This is a genomic window from Phyllobacterium brassicacearum (genome assembly GCF_003010955.1).
Lineage (GTDB): Bacteria > Pseudomonadota > Alphaproteobacteria > Rhizobiales > Rhizobiaceae > Phyllobacterium > Phyllobacterium brassicacearum.
Genome location: NZ_PGGO01000038.1, coordinates 1 through 22,750, shown reverse-complemented (window position 1 = coordinate 22,750; position 22,750 = coordinate 1). Strand labels below are relative to the sequence as shown.

The window sequence follows — 22,750 nt, the reverse complement described above, 5'->3', positions numbered from 1 at the left end:
GAAATATTCCCCCGACCTCAATCCGATCGAACAGGTCTTTGCCAAGATCAAGCACTGGATGCGCCAGGCTCAAAAGCGAACCGTCGACGACACCTGGCGCCATCTCGGCTACCTCGCCAACACCATCGAACCAGACGAATGCGCCAACTACTTTACCAACGCAGGATACGCTTCGGTGAAAACATGAAACGCTCTAGGCGCGTCGGAGTATTCAAACAGTGTCAGCCAAGATTCAAAGCTTAAGATCCGCCAATTTTAATGGTGCCCAAACATTTGCGGCTCAGCAATCGCTCGAAGATACTCAGCCGAGCACCTTGGTTCAGTATGGGTTTGCGGGCGTGACGGTCCTGATTTGACCGCTACAGTCTTTGTCCCCATTCATGACCGGGATGCGTCGTCTCCAGGCGGGTTTTCGGCCAGTGAATTCGGAAATGAACAACTACGGCAAGGCATTTCGAAATCGATCTCATCCTTGACGCGCCTATGCTTCGCCTTGAACAGGAGTATCGCCGCTGGCTTCAGGCTGCGATGATGTATGCGACGTGTGGTCCTTTCCCGACAGCAGGCAGCTTCGTATCTTCCATCGCCTTTCAGCGACAACGTGATGCCGGACGCCCCGGCGCGCCGAGCATAGTTTCCGCTTCACGGGATCATGAATAAAATGCCACAATTTCCTGACAACATTCCTACTGAAAAAAATCGGAGTGGCCATGAAGCGCAAATCAAAATCCCCGGAGAGCCCCTTAGACGAACACACTGTGGAAGAGCTGGAATTTCAGGAGCGTCTAATTATCAAGTACATGAAGGAGGGCATGACGCGCGAGGAAGCGGCAATGCAAGCGCTCGCCGATTTGCGGGAGAAAATGGATCGGCGTTGAGAAGATTCCTTGACGCATCCGGCCTAACCATCCGAAGAGCTCCCAGTCGATCTTCAAAAGTCTGCCGGCGGCCCGCATACCAGGAGATCTGCCACATGTTTCGAAGTTCAGGAAATTGAAGAGAGATTCTGTAAGCAGCGCATTAACGAGCTCTCCCCGCCTTCCGACCGAGCACCAGCTGCGAACGCGCTGCCGCATAATTGGGTGCAACTATCGGATAGTTCGCATCAAGATTCCAACGCTCGCAATATTGCTCCGGTGGGGACCGTTACCTTAACTGAAGCGTAATTTTGTATGGTGATGGTCAGGGATGACCGATACCCGTCCATCTCTTTACCGTCGTTACCGTTTTCCGCCTGAAATCATCGGCGAAGCTGTCTGTTTGTATTTCCGCTTTCCGTTAAGCTTTCGCATGGTTGAAGACATGCTGGCGTACAAAGGCATCATCGTCACGCATAAGACCGTGCGAGAATGGGCGGAAAAGTTCGGTCGCGCTTATGCCAACAAGATACGTCGTCGCAGTGGCACCTGGATGAAAAGCAGGGGCTCGTGCCAAAGAGAATGATCACCGACAAGCTCCGCTCCTATGGAGCAGCAAAGCGACAGGTCATGCCGGGCGTCGAACATCGGTCGCATAAAGGCCTTAACAACCGGGCCGAAAATTCGCACGTACCGTTACGAAAACGCGAACGGATGATGCAGGGCTTCCGATCTCCAGGAGGGCTGCAACGCTTCGTCGCGATCTTCTCCGCCATCAGAAATCACTTCGTCCCACCCCTAACGTTCGGCAAATGCAATCCACCTTCACCGCCTCAAGGCAATGGCGCAGTGGAATAACCGGCGCGCCTGCCTGAAATATAGCGCCGAGGCAAACTCCGTCTCATCCACGTTTATGTGACAAGCCCCCCGCAACGACTATGGCTTCAAGGCATCCTTCAATCCGACACATCCGGGCGCATCCGACAACGCACTCGGCTGGTGGGTTTCGCCTTGGCACTTTGGCCTGAACGAAGGTCCCATCGTGCTAATGATTGAAAACGAACGCAGCGGCCTCCTGTGGCGATTGATGCGCTCATGCACGTGCATCCGCAGCGGCTTGCAACGGGCGGGGTTCGACGGAGGGTGGCTGGCACTCCCTACCCTTGATTTTTTCATTTCAGGATCGAAGTCGACAAGGATAAAGTGAGTCCGAACTTTCCAAAAAAATAACGCCAGCGGTTGTGCGCAATCGCTGGCGTCTCACACTTCAAGTGACCGCAGCCAACAATTCCTCTGAGTCGCTGGCCACGACCGATTGACGTACGCTACTTGATGTCAGTGACCGTCAGTTTGCCGTTGACCTTCTCGGCAACGAATTCGATCGATTGGCCCTGTTTTGCCTTGGCAAGCAGAGCTTCGTCGCTCGCAACGAAAACCATCGTCATGGCGGGCATATCCAGGCCTTTGAGTTCTTCATGTTTGATGGTGATTTTCTTCTGCTTGAGGTCGATCTTCTTGACCTCGCCCTTGGTGAATTCAGCCGCCGTTGACGCCGTCGAGATTGCGGCTGCAGCGATTGCGACCAGGGCGGTCTTGATGATGGATTTCATGTCGTTTTCCTTTATCGATGGATGATTTTGGTGGCTGCGTTATGGCGCGACGGTGATGTCGCCCTTCATGCCGGACTCGTAATGACCGGGAATAAGGCAGGCGAAGCCGAATTCTCCGGATTTGGCGAAGGTCCAGATGATTTGGCCGTTACCCCCGGCGGCAAGGCGGATGGAATTGGGATCTGCATGTTCCATTTCCGGGAACTTCTGCATCAGTGTCTTGTGCTCCTGAATGGCTGCCGGCGTGTCCATGACGAACTCATGATCGGTTTCGCCCGTGTTCTGGAACTTGAGGCGGATCGTCTCGCCTTTCTTGACCTTGAGCACAGCCGGCTCAAACACCATCGATCCGTCGGCTTTTTCCTTCATCGAGATGGTAACAGTGCGCTTTGCTGCCGCCTTGGTGCCTGGCTTACCGATTTCCATGACATCATGGCCTCCGGCATGATTGCCCGTAGCGAAGGCGGGAGAGACCGCCAACGCTACCAGCACCGCAAGTCCAATTTTCATTTTCGTTATCATGCTGAATGTCTCCATTGATTTCTGTTCGATTGAAATTGTCCCTCACCCCTTGTGGCCTTGGGCGTGCTTTGCGGGGTCAGGGGTTTGGGTTTCAGGCCCAGCGGCCTTCTCGGGAGTTGGCAGGTCACCAGTCCATTCATAGGCGACCGTGCCTTTTGGGTGCTGGTACCATCCAGGATCCGCGTAATCCCTGGCGGAGATGCCCTCGCGGACCTTGACGACCGAGAACATCCCGCCCATCTCGATCGGGCCAAACTGCCCGGTTCCGGTCATCATCGGCACGGTATTATCCGGCAGGGGCATTTCCATTTCGCCCATGTCGGCCATGCCGCGGTTGCCCATCGGCATGTATTCCGGCTGAACCTTGCGGATTTTGTCGGCGAGCTTCGACTTGTCAACGCCGATGAAGGTCGGCACATCGTGCCCCATCGCATTCATCGTGTGGTGCGATTTATGGCAATGAATGGCCCAGTCGCCGGCATAAACTGCATCGAACTCATAGGCCCGCATGGCACCGACGGGGATGTCGATCGATACCTCCGGCCAGCGGGCTTCAGGACGAACCCAGCCGCCATCCGTACAGGTCACTTCAAAGTCGTAACCATGCATATGGATCGGATGATTGGTCATCGTCAGGTTGCCGACGCGCACGCGAACCTTGTCATTCTTCGACACCACCAAGGGATCGATGGCCGGGAAAATCCGGCTGTTCCAGCTCCAGATATTGAAGTCGGTCATTTCCATGACGCGCGGGACATAAGAACCAGGATCGATGTCATAGGCATTGAGCAGGAACACGAAATCCCGGTCCACGCGCATGAACTTCGGGTCTTTCGGATGGATAACGAAGAAGCCCATCATGCCCATCGCCATCTGAACCATCTCATCCGCGTGCGGGTGGTACATGAAGGTGCCGCTCTTCACGAGATCGAACTCGTAAACGAATGTCTTGCCCGAAGGAATGCCGGGTTGCGTCAACCCGACAACGCCATCCATGCCCGAAGGCAGGATCATGCCGTGCCAGTGGACGCTTGTATGTTCGGGCAGTTTGTTGGTGACGAAGATGCGGACACGGTCGCCCTCGACAGCTTCGATCGTAGGACCAGGTGACTGGCCGTTGTAACCCCACAGGTAACCGGTCATGCCGGGCGCAAACTCCCGTTCGACAGGTTCGGCCACGAGGTGAAACTCCTTGACGCCGTTGTTCATGCGGTGCGGCAAGGTCCAACCATTAATGGTAGCGACAGGCTGATAGTCGGGACCAGATACCGGAAACAGGGGCGGTTGCGTTTCCGGCGCATCCATCGTGGGAGCGTCCGGAAGTCCCATGGCTGAGGTTTTGGTCCAGGCGGTGGCACCTGCAAGAACGGCACCCGCACCCAATAGTTGGCGTCTTGAAAGCATTGTCGGTCCCTTCGTCATTCTTCATCTGCCTCAGCCGCCGCAACTTCAGTTTCGCCGCCGCCGCTCTCAGAACCGCCGCCATAAATGGCGGTCCCGAGGTTGACTTCGGCGAGATAGAATTCGCGTTTGGCATTGAGGGAGAGAATGTTTGAGGTGATCCTGGCGCGAGTATCGGCCAGGAGTTCGAACGTGTTGGTGATCATGCCGTTGTAGGTGAGTATCGACTCTTCCTCGATTTTCGCCCGAAGCGGCAGGACGCTGTTGCGGTAGTGACGGGCGATGTCGTACGTGGACCGATAGGCCTGGTAGGCCGAGCGCGTCTCGGAGCGGACATTGACCGCCTTTTCCGCAAGGAGATTCGCCACCCGCACGTAAGTCAGTTCCGCCTTCCGCATGCGCGCCTGTCCGGTATCGAAGATCGGAATGCTGAATTCCAGCTCGGCGGCACCGGAAACCACGTCCTTCTTGTCGCCTTCCTCTTCTTCTTGTTCGACTTCCACGCCGCCCATGAGCTGAAGATCGGTGACGTACCGCGTGGCGTTGGTGAGACCGTAGGATTTGGCGGTCGCTTCCAGTTCAAGCTTCGCAACGTCGAGATCGATCCGATTGCGCAGCGCTTCCGCCTCAATGCCGGATTTGTTCTTCGGTCCCTTTGGCAATGCGGGAAGAGCGTTGGGGACGCTGTAGTCCACATCCTGCCCCCATAGTCCCATCAAGCGGGTCAGCTCTTCCTTGGCGAGCCTTGCATTGAGACGCGCCTTGGCGGTTTCGCCCGTAAGCTCGGCATTGAATACATGTTCGCGCGCTTGCCCGGTCTTGGAAAACGCTCCGGTTTCTCCGAGCTTTTGCGCAAGGTCCGATGCAGCATCAGCGGCTACCTGGGAACGGTTGAGATAGGAAACTGTTTCCCACGCCGCCACGGCATTGATCCACGCCCGGCGCGTGTCGGCCGCCACCCGCAGGGTCTCTTGCGCCGCATTCAATTGCGCCTGGCGGAAACGTGCATCGGCTATGCCGACACGTCTGGACCGAGTCATCATTGCAAGGATATTGCTGGTGATCGCCGTTTCGATGATGCGGCCGATACCGATGGAACTGTAGCTGACGGACGCGGTCGGATTCACGGGCATCGTTTCCTGCCAGACGTCGGCGGCCGATAACCCGACCTCGGCGTAGGCGGCCTGCAATCCGCGGTTGTTCAGGAGTGCCACCTGAACGGCAGTGTCGGCTCCGATCGTCTTCTTGTAGACAAGGTTGCGTATCCGCTCGGCGAGCGACTTGGTCTCTGCCTGGGACTGGGCCCAGACCGCTTGTTTGCCAATCGCGCCTGAAGTCCTGGCTTGAACCGTGCTGAACCCGGCGGCAGGATCCGAAACCGCGGCGGTCATGCCCGAACTCGCACAACCCGAAACCACCAGGGGCCCTGCGACAGCGACGAGGATTTTCAAGGTCGGCCGCCTCATGAATCTTCTCCCGTCGGAGCAAGATCCTCGTTGAGCTTTTTCCAGTCCTTCGGATCAACGGGTTCGCGGTGCTGATAGGAACCTAATACCGAACGGTAGTGGCCCGATTTGGTGCCAAATGACGGATTGGCGGCAGGTTCGGCGGCCATATCGGCAAGCCGTGGTGATGCAGCGCACCCTGCGCCGATCAGCGCCGATGCAACTGCAAGAAATGCAGCGATTTTCATGTTCCAACCTGAATCTGAGCGAGGTCTTGAAACCGCGCGAACAAAAGTTTGCGCAGAGTTCACCCGTCGATGGACGGCAATGTCAGATCAGATGTTTGGGAGGGCGTGACCGCTTGTCGTAAGCACTCGACGTAAGGACGCGGTGCAGGACGGGCTCGAAACTGCGCTTGGGTTGAAGCATCGGCTCAAAGTAGGTTGGAGCGAATGCAGCGAGCGGCGAACAATAAACTTCACAATCCGTGTCTGCGGAAGGATGTTTGGGCGAATGTTTTTCCGCAGACAAATCGGAGTTCGCATCCGCGGCGGTTTCATCTGCATCTGAGGGATGATGGCCGCTGCCGTCATGCGAATGACCACCCACTCGCGATTCGACAGAGTCGAATGTCTGCAAAATCTCCATGCTATTTCGCGCATACGCCGCAAACTGCATGGAGGTCATGACCAGCAATGCGAAAGCCAGCAGCACCTTGAACGGTGCAGAGCGGCTCCCCCAAAACTGGTGCACGAACGTTTTCATGGTATCTTTCCACAAGTGTTCGCAATGATTGTCAACGCAAAAATTGCTGCAGCGCAATCTCGCAACCAAGTTGTGATCGAACGTTACGAAATTCACGCAGTATGGCCTGATGTCGCCTTGCTTAGGTCCATAAATCGCCCCATTTCCGACAGGTTTCGTCAGCGTCGCCACATGCAAAATCATGCCAGATTCCGTATTGGTTGAGCCACCCCACGCTCAATATAAGCGATCCCGATCGTGCCACGCCGCCCGGGGAGTTCCACAGTATCCTTCGTTATCCAGTCCGCTGCCGACAAGGACGCGGGGACGCGGTCCAACATTGCTGCTGACACAACCAGCGAGGCATCAAGGGTCTTCGTCATGGCTTCCAGACGTTGCGCGACATTGACGACGTCGCCGAATACCGTGAATTCATCGTGGAAGCCGCTTTCGAGGACACCGCCGACGATGGTGCCGACATGAAGCCCAATCCCCGCGTCAAGCGCAGGCTTCCCTTCCCGCCGCCGCCACTCCGTCCAATCCTCAAGGACGCGCACCAGATGCAGCGCGCACTTCAGGGCGCGGTCGGCGTCGTCTGGCAGGGGTTTCGGTTGGCCGAAGACCGCCATAATGCCATCGCCGATGAACTTGTCCACGGTGCCTCCGGTCCGGAACACCGCTCCCGCGACGATGCCGCGATACTCGGCCAGGATCTCTGCCAATTCCAGGGCTGGAGCAGTTTCGGTGAACCGCGTGAATTCCCTCAAATCAACGAACATGACGACCGCCTCCCTGCGCTCAAGATCGAGGGTGTCGCTCGCCGCCTGGAGATCGGAAACAACAGATGGCGAGAAAAACCGCGAAAGGTTCATGCGCCGTTCCTCGCTCTCGATGGCCGCACGCATGATGGTTCGATGGTCGCTGGTGAGAAGGTAGACGACTACGGCGGCAAACGTGAAGGCCGCCGCCAGTCCAAGATCCTCGCTGAACGACGTGACGAAGTGGGTGTCGATGCCGCTTGACCAATGGAGAACAGTCATAAGCAGGAGCAGGAACACCCATCCTGCGAGGACGATGCCGCCAAACAGGGCGACAAGCGAAGGCATGAGCCTGAGGCCGACGTGATTGAGAAGCAGAAAGGCGATCGCGAGGCTCGGCGTTGTGAGTCCATGTTCCTGTGTTACATCGATGCGAAAGAGATGCTCATAAAGAACGATGATGACCAACAGGGCATCGACGGAGACGAAAAACGTGTCGGCCCACCGAGGTCCGCGTCTGGCAATCGCCATTCCCAGTGATAGGAGACTGACCGCCAAATATCCGATCACGACAGTCACATGGACGACGATATTGTCATGATCATTACCCAAAATGAGGTTTGCAAACAGGATAAGAAGCACCGCCCCGCGCAGACTCGCCGACCGGATGTCCCTTGTCCACTGCCGTTCGTCGGCGGCAGAAGGTTGAACCGGCATCATCATGGGCGTTCTCTCCTCAAACGAGCAGGAACGTCGTCGTGCGATGCCGACATCGCGCATAAAAACATATTCATCGTGAGGCTTTCGAGACAGGAAGACCGGCGCATGGCTGCGGTGCCATGCGGTTGCGTCGCCTTTCAGCGGATGTTCAGGAGACGGTCTTGGGTGGTCGGTCGTTGGCTCGGGCGTTGCCTCGCGTCAGATTGTCATCGACGGCGGCCACAAAATTTCGTGAAACGGGTTGCACTATCGGCGGAGCCTCAGTTGGTAGATAGAATCCTGAAAGGCAATGCTGTTCGCAATTCTCTGCGATCGCTTCACCGACAACAGATGCAACACTTTTTTCAACGCTAAAGGATTCAACTACCTCTTGAGCGACTATGGATTGCCCGACACGCTTTTCGACATGAGAATGCTGTGCGGTCGGCATCGGCGGTTGAGCGAATACGGCCGACTGCATGATGGCTGCGAAGACAAGCATGAGCGTTAGGACGGTGTGAACACCTAAACGCCAGTTTTCGCGGGACTCCATCATGCGTTCAATTCGGCAATCGTTCGAGCAGCATCATTGTCCCTTCTGACATCGGAAACCAAAACGGCTAATCCGTGGCGACGGCAATGATTTGTCGCCTCATTGAGAGGTTACCTTACGCGAAGAATGCTTTGGATCGGCATATCCCCGCAAAGAATTATATTTGTCGATCTGGTCTGCGTTCAGTATCACCCTGGTTTTCAGATGTGCAGACAAATGGATATAACGCAGCTTTCCGCGGCTTTCTTCAATTTTCGCGATCATTTCTGCAAGCGTTCCGTCCGTTATCGAACCGTTTTTGAATTCGATGTCCAAGGCCTTCTCGTGAGAAATAAGGCCCGTTCCCGCTGAAATCGCGTCCGCGCGCATCCGGTCGAAGATTGCCTGTATGGCAGCGGTCTGTTGCGGGTCGAGTCGGATTTCATCCTTCAACTCCAACAAATGTGAGGGTCCCGGAACGCCGTTCAATTCTGCAGCCTTGGCGAAACCGCTACCAGCTCCTTTGCGCAAATCAGCCATTTCCTCGTTCGATAGGCTCTTGATCTCGCGTGTCTGCTCCCCTCCGTAGGGTGACGCTATTCCATGCTGATGCTCTTGAGCGTGAACTGCATCAGGAAGCAATATCGTCAACAGTGCGAGGACGCGTACGAAACCCATGGGTCGGACTCCAAAATCCACTTTCATGCCGAGGAAGTTGCCATAAGTTTCAATTTTGGAACATGATAGTGATCATGTCGAATAAATTGATTGAGCAGCTTCGAGAGTTACCTTCGACGGAGGCGTCTTTCGGCGAAGGCGAAGTCGTGTTCACACAAGGTTCCAAAGTCGGCTCTATTTATCTCGTTGTTCATGGGTCGGTACGGTTGCTCCGGCATCAATCAGATGGTGCGGCGATCGTGATGCAGCGCGCTGCCGCCGGATCAATTCTTGCAGAGGCTTCTCTGTTTTCGGATCACTATCACTGTGACGCGGTTGCTCTTGTTCCTTCAAGACTGCTCGCGATCAGAAAAACCGCGTTGATCAGTCAAATCTCCAGCGATGTGGAATTGGCCAAGGAATGGAACACCTATATGGCGCGCGAAATCCAGAACGCCCGGCGTACGGCGGAGATCGTTTCCCTCAGGACCGTGGCGGCTCGGCTGGATGCTTGGATTGCATGGAATGACGGTGCGTTTTCCTCCCAAAGGCGAATGGAAGGTCGTAGCCGAAGATATCGGGACCAGTCCTGAAGCCGTGTATCGGGAACTCTCCAAACGTAGAACTCTCAATTCAAAACGACCCAAGTCCGAGTAAAGTCGGGCGAACACCACCCTGAGTGTCGCCTATAACGTCCGCCCCATTGCTTAGTGCAGGATCTGGCTGAGGAAGAGCTTGGTCCGCTCGTGCTGCGGGTTGTCGAAGAACGCGGCCGGCGCGTTCTGCTCGACGATCTGGCCCTGATCCATGAAAATCACGCGGTTGGCGACCTGGCGGGCAAAGCCCATTTCGTGGGTGACGCAGACCATGGTCATGCCTTCTTCGGCGAGCTGGACCATCGTATCCAGCACTTCCTTGATCATTTCCGGGTCGAGCGCCGAGGTTGGCTCGTCGAACAGCATGATGCGCGGGTTCATGCACAGGGACCGCGCGATCGCCACACGCTGCTGCTGGCCGCCGGAGAGCTGGCCCGGATATTTATTGGCCTGTTCCGGGATCTTGACGCGCTCCAGATAGTGCATCGCGATCTCGTCAGCCTTCTTTTTCGGCATCTTGCGAACCCAGATCGGTGCCAGGGTGCAGTTTTCCAGAATGGTCAGATGCGGGAACAGATTGAAGTGCTGGAACACCATGCCGACTTCGCGCCGCACCTCGTCGATCTTCTTCAGATCGTTGGTGAGCTCGATGCCGTCAACCAGGATCTTGCCGCTCTGGTGTTCTTCCAGACGGTTGACGCAGCGGATCATGGTGGACTTGCCCGACCCGGATGGGCCGCAAGCAATGATACGCTCGCCGGGCAAAACCTTCAAATTGATGTCTTTCAGAACGTGAAAGTCGCCATACCATTTATTTACGCTCGTCAACTCGACAGCGACTTCGTCATTCCTAGAAACGGCCCGAACGCTGGGATGACGCGCGATAGATGTTGTCATGCGACCCTCTTAATAGCTGATGCGACCACGCCGTTCCAAGAAATCGGAAAAACGGGCGAAGGAGAAAGAAAGCGCGAAGAAAATCGCGCCAATGAACAGGAACGTTTCGGCCGCCGGCGATGGCCAAGCTGGGTCGGCCAACGCCGCTTTACCTGAACTGATGAGGTCAAACAGTCCGACCACTAGCACAAGGCTGGTGTTCTTGATCATCACGATGATTGTATTTGCCAGCGCAGGGATGGCGACGCGGATTGCTTGTGGCAAAATCACCAGCTTTTGCGTGCGCCAGAACGACAGGCCGAGAGCTTCGGCAGCTTCATATTGCCCGTTGGGAACGGCTTGCAGTCCACCGCGGATCACCTCAGCCAAATATGCCGATGCAAACAGGGTCAACGCAACCAACGCCCGCACAAATTTGTCCGGCAGCAGATAGTCCGGCAAAAACAGCGGGAGCATAATAGACGCGACGAACAGGATAGACAGCAGCGGCAGCCCACGGATTCCCTCAATGAAGACCACTGCGATAATCCGCATGGCCGGCATCGTCGCCGAACGGCGCGCAAGTGCCAACAGGACACCGATGGGGAAAGCAACCCCGATGGCCACAACGGTCAATATCAGCGTCACTGGAAGCCCGCCCCAGGCTGACGTGGGAACGCTAACCAGTCCGAAACCCCCACCCATCAGCCATCCCACAAGCGCCAGGGCTGCGATCCAGACCTGCAGCAGTCTCGGCGTCCAACTGGTCGGCCGAACCGACCAGCCGAGAAGTGCAATGATCAGCACGCAGACCAATGCCGGCCGCCAGCGCTCATCGTATGGGTAGATCCCGAAGAGCAGTTGCCCAGATTTGGCATAGATAAAACTCCAGCAAGCACCCGCGGCCGCACGGCAAGCATTGGGATCAGGATCGAACAGGACCGCATCGAAAACGAACCAGCGAAACATTGGGGGCACCGTAGCAAACAAGCCAGCGCCAAAAATTACGCTGAGTACTGCATTAAGCGGCGTACCGAAGAGAAGCTTGGCCATTTGCCGAATCTTGTCGGTCAATGCTGCCAATGAGTTGGAAAGCGCGATTGGCCGCCCGACGAGTTCTGCCGACAACGATTTCATGATCATCGCTCCATTATCGCGATACGGCGATTGTACCAGTTGGCGAACGCCGACAAAGTCAGGTTCAGCGCAAGGTAGACGCCGAGGATGATGAATAGCCCTTCGATCGAATGGCTCGACTTGCTGATGGTCGTGTTCATGACCGCCAGGAAGTCGGGATACCCAACCGCAATCGCAAGTGTCGAGTTCTTGACGACGTTGATATATTGGCTGTTCAGAGGAGGTACTATTATGCGCAACGTCTGCGGAATGACGACCAGTCGTAGTATTTGAGTTCGGGATAGACCGAGTGAGCGGCCAGCGTCCCATTGGCCCTTGCGGATGGCCAATACGCCGCCGCGAACGATTTCGGCAACGAACCCGCTGGTGTAGATCGTCAAACCAACGAGGATTGTGCTGAGCTCGGGCGTCAATGCGATCCCGCCCCGGAAACTAAAGCCCGTGAAGACGGGCCAATCGAACTTGATTGACACGTTTGCCAGCCAGAAGCCGAGTACGGCCGAACCCAAAAGCGCGAGGATCGAGAACGACTGAATTCGCTGAAAGAACCTACGGAACACGTGGGTCCCGATCAACAGGCCAGCAAATCCAAGGAGACCCCACCCGATCGATTGAAGGCTGATATCGACCGCTGGCATGACGAGGCCACGCATTGACACATGGACGCCGGGCGCAAGATTGATTGCCTGACCGATCGGTGGAAGAATCTTCCACCACAACGAATAGAGAAAGATGAGCAGGACGATCGGGGGCGTGTTGCGCGCCACTTCGATCCACACCTTGCTGGTGCCTGAGGCAAGCGGATTGCTGCTCAACCGCGTGATCCCCAGGATCAAGCCGATAATCGACGAACAGATGATGACTATCGTGGAGATGAGCACCGTATTCGCGATCCCGACGATGATCGCCCAATAGTAAGGGTCACGCGGACCGTACGACAGAATCGACTCGGAGATCACAAGCCTGGACGGCATCGTAAGGAAGTCGAACCCTATCGGAATGCCGCGAGCCTCCAGATTGGCGACGGTTGTGGTAAAGAGGAGAGCCATGAACCCAACGAGCGCGAATATCAAAACGCCCTGAATAGCGATCGCCCTGCCCTTCGCGTCGTTGAGCATCTGACCCTCCTTACGTTGACATCATTGAACGGTTGATCCGGTCAGTTCCACGGAAGCGGGTAGTTCAAACCGCCATCCTTGGCGAGGGCGTTCATGCCGCGTTCAACCTTAAGGGGGCTGTTCGTGCCGAGGTTGCTGTCCCAGATTTCCGCATAGTTGCCCATCTGCTTGACGACGTTGTAGACCCACTTGTCATCAAGCCCGATTGGCTTGCCGAAACCAGGCTCCTCTCCCAAAACACGTTTCACTTCGTCACTTCCCGTTTTCAGCTTCTCGTCGATGTTTTTCGAGTCAATTCCGTTAGCCTCGGCCCAAAGCAACGCATTGACCGTCCAGCGGACGACATCGAACAACTGGTCGTCACCGCGCGCAATGGCGACGCCGTTCGGTTCCACGGTGTGTCCGACCCTGATGATCGCATAGTCGTCCGGGTTCTTAGCAACTGAGGCGCGTTGTCCGGCTGCGGCCGTGCCGTCCGTGACATAGCTGTCGCATCTCCCCCCGAAGAAGGCATCCCGTGCCTGTATCGTGGAGTCGAAATAGACCTTCTGCATCGATATGTTGTGCTCTTCTTCGGTCTCCTGGATTGCGGTTTCCGTGAGGCTGCCGCCACCCTGCAGGCACACCGTCCTGCCATCCAGTTGTTTGGGATCGGTGATATTGTCGGCTTTGCGAACCAGAAGCCCGTCAACATCGTAGAGAGTCAGCCATACAAAGCGAACGACCATATCGCGTGTGTAGGTCAAAGTTGAAGTACGGGAGAGGATATCAATTTCGCCCGTCTGCAGTGCCGAGAACCGCTGGCCTGCATTGAGGGGCACAAAGCGAATCTTGTCCTTGTCGCCCAGAATGGCGACGGCAAAGGCGCGGCAAATGTCGGAATCAAAGCCGCGATAATAGCCTTTCTCGTCCGGCCGAGAGAGACCAGGCACGCCCTGACTTGCGCCGCAGCTCACATAGCCGCGCTCCTTGATCTTGTTGACGACCGTTTGGGCTTCGGCCGGCGCTCCAAGCAAGGCCGTGGCAGCGACAGCGATACTGGCAACTGCCATCGATTTAAATGTTCCAAGTTTCATGTCCATGTTCCCTTTTTTCTTGATTTGATATCTAGATTCCCCGCCGCATGGGAGGCATGAGAGGTTCCACGATTTCGGCTTCCAGCATCCGAAGTGCCCTTTCCAGGTCGGCGAGCAGGTCATCGACGTGCTCCAGGCCGATACTGAAGCGGATCAAGGGCCCCTGTTCGATGGTCCTTGTCGCTGTGCGAACCGGGGGTGGATCCATAACCGCAACAATGCTTTTCGTGCCGCCCCAACTTGCCCCTATGCTGAAGAACTCCAAGGACTCGATAACCGATGCTAGGTGCGGGCGTGTCCATGGCTGCAAAATCACGGAGAACAAGCCCGATGTTCCCGAGAAGTCGCGCTGCCATAATTCGTGCCCCGGATGGGAAGGAATCGCCGGGTGAAGGACCCTGAAGACCTCAGGGCGTTCCTCAAACCACTTTGCAATCGCCAAGGCGTTCGATTCTGCCCGATCGAGCCGGACGGAAAGTGTTTCGATACCCCTTAGGACGAGCGAGCAGTCTTCCGGTGAAACACCGTAGCCAAGATAGCGCGATACATCCCGAAGGCGTCGATAGAGGGCTTCATCACGGACAGTGACTGATCCCATAAGTACGTCCGAGTGGCCCGCGAAATACTTCGATATCGCGCAGATGGAAAAGTCTATACCCATCTCGAGGGGTTTGAGCCGAAGCGGAGTGGCCCATGTATTGTCAGCCGCTACCAGTGTGCCGTTTGCTTGTGCGGCCCTTGCAATAGCCGGCATGTCCTGAATTTCCATCGTTGCAGAGCCAGGAGATTCAACGAGGACCAGCTTGACGCGGTCGTTTAAGAGTGCCGCGACACCGCCTCCGATTAACGGGTCATAATAGTTGGCTTGAATACCGAGAAATGACAGAAAGTTGTCCGACAGTGTCCTTACGGGGTCGTATACGCTGTCCGGTATCAGTACATGATCACCAGCTTTCGCAACCGCAAGAATTGTCAAGACAACTGCACCAAGACCAGACGGGACGACGAGAGACTTGGCTCCGTTTTCGAGTGACGCGATCCGAGCTTCGAGAGTCCTTGAGGTCGGAGTGCCGTATAGCCCGTAGGAATAACCGTCATAGAAAGTTTCGCGACGCCGTTGATAGGCTTCCACAGTTGGAAACACGACAGTAGACCCGCGGAAAACTGGAAAGGACAGGCTCTGGAAGCCGAATGGCCCGGTGGCGTCATCTGTCTGCAGGCATCTGGTGTCGTCGTGCATTTTTAATTCCCTTGTCTGCACCCAACAGTAGACTTGTGATGGACACGTCACAAATGCATAGTGATCACCAAATCATTCATCCAGGTTATAATGAGTTGCCGTGAATCTCGCCCTGATTGAAATATTTAGCGCAGTCATGAAAACGGGTTCGACCACAAGAGCCGCCGTCCTGCTGGGAATTTCGCAACCCGGTGTCAGTCGTGGTCTGAAGCGGCTTGAGGACACGACCAAACTCAAGCTGTTCGAACGGTCTGGCCCACGGCTTACGGCAACGCCTGAAGCTCTTCTGCTTTACCGCGAGGTTCAGGCAGCCCATGCTGGCTTGGATCGTTTGCGACAAGCAGCCGCCCGGATCCGGGAAGTGGGAACAGGTTCGCTCAAGGTCGCGAGTTCCGCCGCTCTGGGCCTGAGCTTCATGCCGCGCGTAATCGCGAAATATTTGAAACGACGACCTGCCGTCTCGATAACCTTCGAAATCGCTGGCTCGTCAGCAGTGCGTGACCTGGTGGCAAGCGGTTTGTTCGATTTTGGGCTTTGCGCCGACGAAATCGATACGACCAATCTGGTCGCCGAGCCTTTCATCGAAAGTTACGGTATATGTGTGTTCCGGCAAGGTCACGCACTTGAGAGCAAACGCATCGTGAGCCCACACGATCTCCAACAGGAACGCCTGATTTGTCTCGCTCCCGAGGATACCGCCCGAAAACAGCTCGACCGCCATCTGGCCGCTGCAGGTGTTTCGCCCCGCATGATTGTGGAAACACAGTTCTCCGCCACAGTCTGCCAACTGGCGATCGAAGGCGTAGGCGTGGGCGTCGCCAACGTCCTCAGTTACGTCTCGGAGGGGTATGAAAAAGCCGGGCTCATTGCCCGCCCCTTGGTTCCCGCCGTCAACTTCGTTACCCTGCAGATTGTGCCGCCACAGAGGGCAAGATCACGACTCGTTGATGAGTTTGCAGCGGACCTCATTCAAGAACGCAATAAACTCCTGCAGGAATGCAGCCAGTACCGTCCCGATGAATATTTGTGACAAGATACTCGAAAAAGGGCTGGATTCCACGGAAGCCAGCCCTTCAGTTATCCCAAAACAACGACCGTCGTCCCGATGCCCACAAGCTCGTATTGCTCGATAACGTCATCATTCGTCATGCGGATGCACCCATTGGAAACCGCTCTTCCGATGGTCCACGGTTCGTTGGTGCCATGGATTCGGTAGTAGGTGTCGCCCCGTTGCGACAGAGGTACAGGGCACGGGCACCCAATGGATTGGTCGGTCCACCGTCCACCCCAACCGCATATTTCCCGTACTTGCCGGGGTCGCGCGCGATCATGTCTTTTGTCGGGATCCAGCGCGGCCAGGTCGCCTTCCGGCCGACAATCGCTTCACCCGACCGAACGTGCCAATGTCATAACGCCCGAAGCGGACATTGTTTAGACAACGTTTTCAACATTCCGTTATCAATAGGCCTTCGAAATTGACCGGGGGAAGCTTGTCGGCCTTGCCAAGACGCTCGGCCGATGGTCCCCTTGTGCAAGACAATCGCATTGGCCGACGCTCGGCACGATCGAGCCACGCGCTCCTTCAGAACCGACTGAAAACACTATGCTTAGCCTGGCGCTGGCCAGTAAGACGCTGCTTGACCTTCCCACGATGGCAAACATTATCTTTGAACCTATCAATATACGAACCTGAAAGGTCCGTCTAATGGCGCAGGAAACGCACGATCATCACGACGATCTCGATACAGAAGCGAGCATGGTTCGCGATCCGGTCTGCGGCATGATGGTCGACCAGAAACCGGGAAAGCCAACCGCCTCCTATGAAGGCCGCACCTACCACTTTTGCAGCGCAGCCTGCCATGACAAGTTCGTCAAAGAACCCACCTCCTATCTCACGGCAAGTGATCCGGTCTGTGGGATGACAGTGCAGAGATCGACGGCACAGCACTTCCTCCACCACGATGGCAAGGGCGTTTATTTCTGCTCGTCCGACTGTCTTCACAAATTCGAAGCTGAGCCGCAGCAGTATCTCGGTGGCAAAGCCGCTCCCGAAGCAGCTCCGACAGGCACGTTGTATACCTGCCCGATGCACCCGGAAATCGTCCGCGACAAGCTTGGCTCCTGCCCGATCTGCGGCATGGCCTTGGAGCCGATGGGCGTACCGACGGGCGGCGAGGGTCCCAATCCGGAGCTCATCGATTTTACCAGACGCTTGTGGGTGAGCGCCCTCTGTTCGATCCCACTGCTCATTTTCACCATGGGCCCGATGTTTGGGTTGCCAATTCGCGAATGGATCGGCGAGCCGCTTGCCGGTTGGATCGAATTCGTACTGGCGGCACCTGTCATCCTTTGGGCAGCGATCCCGTTCTTCAGACGTGGCTGGGAGTCGGTCATCAACAGGAGCCCGAATATGTGGACGCTGATCTCGATCGGCGTCGGGGCAGCCTTCGCTTATAGCGTGGTGGCGACACTCCTACCCGGTATCTTTCCCCACTCTTTCCGCAGTCACGGCGGATCGGTGCCGGTCTATTTCGAGGTCGCGGCTGTTATCGTCGCGCTGATATTCCTCGGACAAGTGCTCGAACTGCGGGCACGCGAGCGTACCGGGTCGGCAATTCGTGCATTATTGGATCTCGCCCCGAAGACGGCGCGGCGTATCGCGAACGACGGGACGGAGACGGACATACCGCTCGACGAAGTGCAATCGGGTGATCGGCTGCGCATTCGCCCCGGTGATAGCGTTCCGGTTGATGGTGTGGTCGTTGAGGGCCGTTCCTCGATCGATGAATCGATGATCACCGGAGAGCCTGTTCCCGTCGAAAAAACTCAAGGCGATAAAGTGACCGGCGGCACCATCAACAAGAACGGATCGCTGATCATGCGGGCGGAAAAGGTCGGGGCAGAGACGATGCTTTCCCAGATCGTGGAAATGGTGGCGAAGGCACAGCGCTCGCGCGCGCCGATCCAGGGATTGGCCGACGCCGTTTCCTACTACTTCGTACCGGCGGTGGTGCTGATTGCCATCGCAGCCTTCATTGTCTGGGCATCGATCGGACCTGAGCCGAGCATGATCTATGCCATCGTTGCCGCCGTGTCGGTGCTGATCATTGCCTGTCCGTGCGCTCTGGGCCTTGCGACGCCGATGTCGATCATGACGGCGACCGGACGCGGCGCGCAGGCGGGCGTCCTCATCAAGGACGCGGAAGCGCTAGAGCGTTTCGCCAGCGTCGATACCTTGATCGTCGACAAAACTGGCACGCTGACCGAGGGCAAGCCCAAGCTCACCGACGTGATCACAGCAAACGGGTCTGAACAGGACGAACTTCTGGCGCTCGCTGCGAGCCTTGAGAAAGGCTCCGAGCATCCGCTGGCGGAGGCGATCGTCGAAGGCGCGAACGAGCGGGGGCTTCGGCTGTCGGGCGTCGACAACTTCAACGCGATCACCGGGAAAGGCGTTGCCGGCAATGCTTCCGGCAAGACCGTGGCACTCGGGAACGCCGCGATGATGGATGACTTGAGTGTTAGTACTCTGCCCCTCGATGGTCAGGCCGACGCGTTGCGCTCCGACGGCAGGACCGTGATGTATGTGGCAGTCGATGGCAAACTCGCGGGCTTGGTGGCGGTCGCCGATCCGGTCAAATCCACCGCCGCCGAGGCGATCCGCGCTCTGCATGAGAGCGGGTTGAGGATCATTATGGCGACGGGCGACAATGAGCGTACAGCCAAAGCAGTCGCCGCGAAACTCGGCATTGATGAAGTGCGTGCCGGCATATTGCCGGAGGGCAAAAAGGCGTTGGTTGATGAACTCCATTCCAATGGCGCGAAGGTCGCCATGGCGGGCGACGGTGTCAACGATGCGCCAGCGCTGGCCTCAGCTCATGTCGGAATTGCCATGGGAACCGGAGCCGATGTCGCCATGGAAAGCGCAGGGATCACGCTGCTCAAAGGGGACCTCAAGGGAATTGTCCGCGCCCGCCGTCTGGCGAAGGCTACGATTCGCAATATCAAGCAAAACCTGTTCTTCGCCTTCATTTACAATGCGCTGGGCGTGCCCGTTGCCGCAGGAATCCTCTATCCGATTTTCGGTACGCTGCTCTCACCGATGATTGCGGCAGCGGCAATGAGTATTTCCTCGGTGTCAGTGGTTGCCAATGCGCTTCGCCTGAGAACACTGAAATTGTGAGTGTGGACGGATGCGCTCTGCCAGTGCCCTGAACTTTTCTGCGAAGGCTTCGATATAGTCGTAGGCTAAGACCTCGATTGCTTTCTCGGGAGCATCCGAATAGGGATGAAAAATCTCCACCATGATGGGCGGCAACACAACCCGTTCATCAGCGGTCAAGTCGAGCGTTATGCACGGCAGACCGATTGATGTCACTGATCACTGGCATCGCCAACGCCAACCCAGAGCTGGCCTTGCGTGACATTGCCAGCCAGCTCGAAGCGATGCATGAACGCACGCCCCGCGGCTCTTCCACTTGGGCAGCCTCGTCGGTCAAGAACCTGCTCGATCGAGCCAAGAAGCTCGGGTTGGTATCACAATAGCCGTTGCAGCCCTCGCGATCCGATAAATACAGGGCCGCTGCATGAGATCGGACCGCAAGTGAATTCTCGGCTCTCGCCTCAGTGACCGTGGACATGCGTCAAACACCGGGTGTAATCAGCGTTAGCGATGGAAAATAAGTTCGATATCGACCGACATCGCGGGTGAGCAGGGTCAGTTGGCTAACGGCCGCTTGGGCGCCAATGAAGAAGTCGGGCAGAACGCCGGTGCGCGATCCTCCCGATTTACGGTATTGCGTGTAGACTTTTCCCGCCAGGAACAGCGCAGCACGCGGTATGGGAACAAATTCAAGGCCAGCTTCACCGACAAACGCCTCAAGTTCTTCAATGCGGCTGTAACGAACCGCCAGCTCGGCATAGACCACATCATTGATCAGCAATGGACCGCGCAAGGATGCCGCCTCAAGCTGCGCGACCGACCAATCGGCCCAATTCGGGTCGTCGGTGACGAGATCGAGCAGAACATTCGTGTCGACCAGAATCACATCCCACCGCGCGTCAGTGCCATGATCGCGTCAGTATCAAGCCCGTCGCCGGCATGGCCCCGGAGGTTGCCAAAGCGGCTTGTAGGCTGCTTTCTGTCGGCACGCGTAATTACCACGCTGCCATCGGTTGCTCGGTGAAAATCCACCTTGCTACCCGGCACTATTCCCAGAAAATCGCGCACCGGCTTGGGGATAGTCACCTGCCCCTTCGTCGTAACGGTTGTAGTCATGTCATCCTCGGTAATGATTTCTACCCACAAGGTATTACCTCTGTAGAAGCGTTTCAACCCCCGCATTGCACGCGACAATCTCTCGCCCGAGACGCACTCCGAGCACCCCAATCCATTGTGTTCCGTTGCAAACTTTTCAGTTACGTCGCTGTGATTTTTGAAATCGGGTGTTTTACGGGGAGTTTTGAATGTTCAAGGGGCGGCATTTTGATCAGTCGGTGATCTTGCTGTGTGTTCGATGGTAACCTGGCTATGGATTGAGCCTGCGCGACCTGAAAGAGATAATGGCCGAGCGTGGCCCTAGCATTGACCATTCCACGATCCACCGATGGGTCATCCACTTCGCCCTATTGCTGCTGGGCCGTTTCAATAAACGCAAGCGCGCCGTTACTGGTAAATGGAATATGGACGAGACTTATGTAAAGGTTCGTGGGAAATGGATGTACCGTTATCGCGCAATAGACAGCGTTGGCGATACTGTCGAGTTCCGGTTCAGCGAACACCGGGACCTGCCGGCTGCCAAAAGTTTCTTCCGAAAGGCGTTCCGGCGGCACGGCCGACCGGCGCGTATTGTCATTGATGGCAGCCAGAACAACCGGGAAGCTCTTGTTTCCTGCGATATGACACCCCGTTTGCAGGATCGATCGCGACGAAAGCTCAGACCGACCGCATCCGGCAAAGCCGTTATCTGAATAACCGGATTGAGCAGGATCACCGGCGTATTAATCGGCGCGTCAGGCCCATGCTTGGTTTTAACGCATTTGACAGTGCCAGAGTGACGCTGGCAGGTATTGAGATGATCCATATGATGCGCAAACAACAGGCGAGATTTGCCTTCAATCCGAGCCCGAGTCTAGCGGAACAATTCGATTTGCTGTTTGCAGTTATCTAAACACTGACAACCTCGTTCTTGCTACGCCTTTGTCAAAGTTTGCAACGGAACCTCCAAGCTTGCAGGACGTTAATTTATCCTTTGCATGACAACCGCCAACCGGGCAGTTGCGTTCGGCCGATGCTCGCACCGACTTGTCATCGACGACGGCCATCGCCTTGGCGTGGTGCGACTTGGCGAATGCTGCTGCCTGGTCGGCGTGGCAGGATGCACATTTCGTCTCGTTCACGAAGCCGTCATGAATCGAGATAAGCGAATCGGCGGCGTGAGCCGTCTCGGCTGCAACGGCCTGCCCGGCGAGCGCAAGCAGGCACCAGAGCGAAAAGGCTGCCCAAAGAATTGCCGAGCGGACAAATATCACCAATCGAACGCTCCATCGATGTGGCCGACTTCGCCATCCACATCAGCCATATTGCTGTTTACAAGCTTAAACTAACATTCCGGCGACACGTAAAGCCTCACCTTGATCAAATCCGCCCCCACGCCTTACCAGCAAACTAGTAGCAGGGCGCAAGAGGAGCCACATTGCGGACATTGGTAGTATGGATTGGCTGCGGCGCCGATGGCGGCGCCAGCTGCCACTTTGCCGAGATCACTGATCATTGGCCTTCTCTCGCGATGCCGGACGGCGATGGCACGTCGACGCGGATGCGACGCGAAAAGTCATGTGACAAGCCGGCCGCCTGGGCGCGTTTGTCGATGTGAGCAATGGCCCTCAAATCCGCGAGCGACAAGCTGGTGTCGATCGCGCCATGATCATAGGCATATTCGGGAAGGTAGCCATTGACGATCAACCGCCAGTCGAGGGGCACCGCGTCGCCGACGGCTCGCATCATCTTGACGATGGTCGTCGTGCAGTTCGTCGTGATGGAATTATAAAATTCCGGGGTCGTCGCCAGCGCGTTGGCATCCACAACGTACTCAAGCAGCAGCGCCCGAGCCGCTTCCGGTGACGCCTTGAGACGATAGATCTGGACATCCTCTCCGCGAAAGTTCGATCTGACACCAACCACGTCGCGCTCATCGGATGCGATGATCACCAAAGGATCGCTCTTGAACAGATCAGCAACCGGCGAAAACTCGCCGCCTATGCGCCGCCGCACCTCGATCGACCAGGCGATATAGTCGTCGCCCTCGAAGCCGAAGCTCAGCATGACATGGGCAATGTTCGGGTTTCCCCAGTAGGACATGAAGAGGTCGACTGTCTGGAGCTTGGTGAGGTCGTAGGTGCGCGTTGCCCAACGTTCGGTGAAATCAGTCTTGCTGCGCCATTCAAAGTCACGCACATTCGAGAGCGTCAGCAGATCGCCAT

Annotated in this window: 24 protein-coding genes and 6 pseudogenes; 9 read left to right on the top strand and 21 right to left on the bottom strand. The window is 56.4% G+C overall.

Features of this window, described 5'->3' with window-relative positions:
• Positions 1-187 (top strand): annotated as a pseudogene (locus tag CU102_RS27160) (IS630 family transposase); the annotation flags it as partial.
• Positions 188-710: 523 nt separating this feature from the next.
• Positions 711-878 (top strand): hypothetical protein, encoded by a 168-nt coding sequence (locus CU102_RS30020; protein WP_166648600.1) that lies wholly within the window; start codon positions 711-713, stop codon positions 876-878.
• Positions 879-1,020: 142 nt separating this feature from the next.
• On the opposite strand, the pseudogene CU102_RS27150 reads toward CU102_RS30020, so the two are convergent.
• Positions 1,021-1,137 (bottom strand): annotated as a pseudogene (locus CU102_RS27150) (MucR family transcriptional regulator); the annotation flags it as partial.
• Positions 1,138-1,188: 51 nt separating this feature from the next.
• On the opposite strand from CU102_RS27150, the pseudogene CU102_RS27145 reads away from it, so the two are divergent.
• Positions 1,189-1,776 (top strand): annotated as a pseudogene (locus CU102_RS27145) (IS6 family transposase).
• Between the two features lie 18 nt (positions 1,777-1,794).
• Positions 1,795-2,064, top strand: a pseudogene (locus tag CU102_RS27140) (glucoamylase family protein); the annotation flags it as partial.
• Positions 2,065-2,182: 118 nt separating this feature from the next.
• Here CU102_RS27140 and CU102_RS27135 read toward each other — a convergent pair.
• From CU102_RS27135 to CU102_RS27095, 9 genes are all read right to left on the bottom strand, one after another.
• Entirely contained in the window at positions 2,183-2,467 is a 285-nt protein-coding gene (locus CU102_RS27135) for a copper-binding protein (protein ID WP_106714167.1), read from the bottom strand.
• Positions 2,468-2,506: 39 nt separating this feature from the next.
• Positions 2,507-2,977 carry a cupredoxin domain-containing protein gene (locus tag CU102_RS27130; RefSeq protein ID WP_106714173.1) on the bottom strand — a complete coding sequence of 157 codons (471 nt, stop codon included), beginning with the start codon at positions 2,975-2,977 and terminating at the stop codon, positions 2,507-2,509.
• 54 nt (positions 2,978-3,031) lie between these two features.
• Entirely contained in the window at positions 3,032-4,393 is a 1,362-nt protein-coding gene (locus CU102_RS27125) for a multicopper oxidase family protein (RefSeq protein ID WP_106714172.1), read from the bottom strand.
• Between the two features lie 14 nt (positions 4,394-4,407).
• A complete protein-coding gene (locus CU102_RS27120; protein WP_106714166.1) occupies positions 4,408-5,856 on the bottom strand; it encodes a TolC family protein in 1,449 nt (482 codons plus the stop codon).
• The gene (locus tag CU102_RS27115; RefSeq protein WP_106714165.1) at positions 5,853-6,083 is read right to left on the bottom strand and encodes a hypothetical protein; all 231 of its coding nucleotides are present in this window, start codon (positions 6,081-6,083) and stop codon (positions 5,853-5,855) included. The genes CU102_RS27120 and CU102_RS27115 overlap by 4 nt, the downstream gene beginning before the upstream one ends.
• Positions 6,084-6,165: 82 nt before the next feature.
• Positions 6,166-6,783, bottom strand: coding sequence for a hypothetical protein (locus tag CU102_RS27110; protein WP_106714164.1), 618 nt, complete (start codon positions 6,781-6,783; stop codon positions 6,166-6,168).
• Positions 6,780-8,060, bottom strand: coding sequence for an adenylate/guanylate cyclase domain-containing protein (locus CU102_RS27105; protein WP_245425600.1), 1,281 nt, complete (start codon positions 8,058-8,060; stop codon positions 6,780-6,782). The genes CU102_RS27110 and CU102_RS27105 overlap by 4 nt, the downstream gene beginning before the upstream one ends.
• A 145-nt stretch (positions 8,061-8,205) precedes the next feature.
• Positions 8,206-8,592, bottom strand: a complete 387-nt coding sequence (locus CU102_RS27100; protein ID WP_106714163.1) for a hypothetical protein — start codon at positions 8,590-8,592, stop codon at positions 8,206-8,208.
• Positions 8,593-8,688: 96 nt separating this feature from the next.
• Entirely contained in the window at positions 8,689-9,246 is a 558-nt protein-coding gene (locus CU102_RS27095) for a hypothetical protein (protein ID WP_106714162.1), read from the bottom strand.
• A 74-nt stretch (positions 9,247-9,320) separates the two neighbouring features.
• Between CU102_RS27095 and CU102_RS27090 the strand changes: the two genes are divergently transcribed.
• Positions 9,321-9,818 (top strand): Crp/Fnr family transcriptional regulator, encoded by a 498-nt coding sequence (locus CU102_RS27090; protein ID WP_245425602.1) that lies wholly within the window; start codon positions 9,321-9,323, stop codon positions 9,816-9,818.
• A 114-nt stretch (positions 9,819-9,932) separates the two neighbouring features.
• Here the strand turns inward: CU102_RS27090 and CU102_RS27085 are convergent, their stop codons facing one another.
• From CU102_RS27085 to metC, 5 genes are read right to left on the bottom strand one after another with little or no spacing between them, the layout of a single operon-like run.
• The gene (locus tag CU102_RS27085; protein ID WP_106714161.1) at positions 9,933-10,718 is read right to left on the bottom strand and encodes an amino acid ABC transporter ATP-binding protein; all 786 of its coding nucleotides are present in this window, start codon (positions 10,716-10,718) and stop codon (positions 9,933-9,935) included.
• A gap of 9 nt (positions 10,719-10,727) precedes the next feature.
• Positions 10,728-11,834 carry an amino acid ABC transporter permease gene (locus tag CU102_RS27080; protein ID WP_245425598.1) on the bottom strand — a complete coding sequence of 369 codons (1,107 nt, stop codon included), beginning with the start codon at positions 11,832-11,834 and terminating at the stop codon, positions 10,728-10,730.
• A gap of 2 nt (positions 11,835-11,836) precedes the next feature.
• Positions 11,837-12,952, bottom strand: coding sequence for an amino acid ABC transporter permease (locus tag CU102_RS27075; protein ID WP_106714159.1), 1,116 nt, complete (start codon positions 12,950-12,952; stop codon positions 11,837-11,839).
• 41 nt (positions 12,953-12,993) lie between these two features.
• Positions 12,994-14,028, bottom strand: coding sequence for a transporter substrate-binding domain-containing protein (locus tag CU102_RS27070; protein ID WP_106714170.1), 1,035 nt, complete (start codon positions 14,026-14,028; stop codon positions 12,994-12,996).
• Positions 14,029-14,059: 31 nt separating this feature from the next.
• Positions 14,060-15,268, bottom strand: coding sequence for a cystathionine beta-lyase (metC, locus tag CU102_RS27065; RefSeq protein WP_106714158.1), 1,209 nt, complete (start codon positions 15,266-15,268; stop codon positions 14,060-14,062).
• A 100-nt stretch (positions 15,269-15,368) separates the two neighbouring features.
• Here metC and CU102_RS27060 point away from each other — a divergent pair, with 100 nt between their 5' ends.
• The gene (locus CU102_RS27060) at positions 15,369-16,298 is read left to right on the top strand and encodes a LysR substrate-binding domain-containing protein (RefSeq protein ID WP_106714157.1); all 930 of its coding nucleotides are present in this window, start codon (positions 15,369-15,371) and stop codon (positions 16,296-16,298) included.
• A 47-nt stretch (positions 16,299-16,345) separates the two neighbouring features.
• Here the strand turns inward: CU102_RS27060 and CU102_RS27055 are convergent.
• Positions 16,346-16,659 (bottom strand): annotated as a pseudogene (locus CU102_RS27055) (L,D-transpeptidase); the annotation flags it as partial.
• Between the two features lie 314 nt (positions 16,660-16,973).
• On the opposite strand from CU102_RS27055, the gene CU102_RS27050 reads away from it, so the two are divergent.
• Positions 16,974-19,451 carry a heavy metal translocating P-type ATPase gene (locus CU102_RS27050; RefSeq protein WP_106714156.1) on the top strand — a complete coding sequence of 826 codons (2,478 nt, stop codon included), beginning with the start codon at positions 16,974-16,976 and terminating at the stop codon, positions 19,449-19,451.
• Here the strand turns inward: CU102_RS27050 and CU102_RS31205 are convergent.
• Positions 19,407-19,646, bottom strand: coding sequence for a nucleotidyl transferase AbiEii/AbiGii toxin family protein (locus CU102_RS31205; RefSeq protein WP_133624760.1), 240 nt, complete (start codon positions 19,644-19,646; stop codon positions 19,407-19,409). The two genes, CU102_RS27050 and CU102_RS31205, sit on opposite strands and share 45 nt — an antisense overlap.
• Here CU102_RS31205 and CU102_RS27045 point away from each other — a divergent pair.
• Positions 19,640-19,813, top strand: a complete 174-nt coding sequence (locus tag CU102_RS27045; RefSeq protein WP_208113906.1) for a hypothetical protein — start codon at positions 19,640-19,642, stop codon at positions 19,811-19,813. The genes CU102_RS31205 and CU102_RS27045 overlap by 7 nt on opposite strands.
• A gap of 98 nt (positions 19,814-19,911) precedes the next feature.
• Here the strand turns inward: CU102_RS27045 and CU102_RS27040 are convergent, their stop codons facing one another.
• Positions 19,912-20,316 (bottom strand): type II toxin-antitoxin system VapC family toxin, encoded by a 405-nt coding sequence (locus tag CU102_RS27040; protein WP_106714155.1) that lies wholly within the window; start codon positions 20,314-20,316, stop codon positions 19,912-19,914.
• Positions 20,313-20,546 (bottom strand): AbrB/MazE/SpoVT family DNA-binding domain-containing protein, encoded by a 234-nt coding sequence (locus CU102_RS27035; protein ID WP_106714169.1) that lies wholly within the window; start codon positions 20,544-20,546, stop codon positions 20,313-20,315. The genes CU102_RS27040 and CU102_RS27035 overlap by 4 nt, the downstream gene beginning before the upstream one ends.
• A 188-nt stretch (positions 20,547-20,734) precedes the next feature.
• On the opposite strand from CU102_RS27035, the pseudogene CU102_RS27030 reads away from it, so the two are divergent.
• Positions 20,735-21,438, top strand: a pseudogene (locus tag CU102_RS27030) (IS6 family transposase).
• Here CU102_RS27030 and CU102_RS30680 read toward each other — a convergent pair.
• Both CU102_RS30680 and CU102_RS27020 read right to left on the bottom strand, forming a co-directional pair.
• Positions 21,431-21,799 carry a multiheme c-type cytochrome gene (locus CU102_RS30680; protein WP_106714168.1) on the bottom strand — a complete coding sequence of 123 codons (369 nt, stop codon included), beginning with the start codon at positions 21,797-21,799 and terminating at the stop codon, positions 21,431-21,433. The pseudogene CU102_RS27030 and the gene CU102_RS30680 sit on opposite strands and share 8 nt — an antisense overlap.
• Before the next feature lie 238 nt (positions 21,800-22,037).
• A partial coding sequence (locus CU102_RS27020) for an Lnb N-terminal periplasmic domain-containing protein (protein ID WP_106714154.1) occupies positions 22,038-22,750 on the bottom strand: 713 nt, incomplete at its 5' end.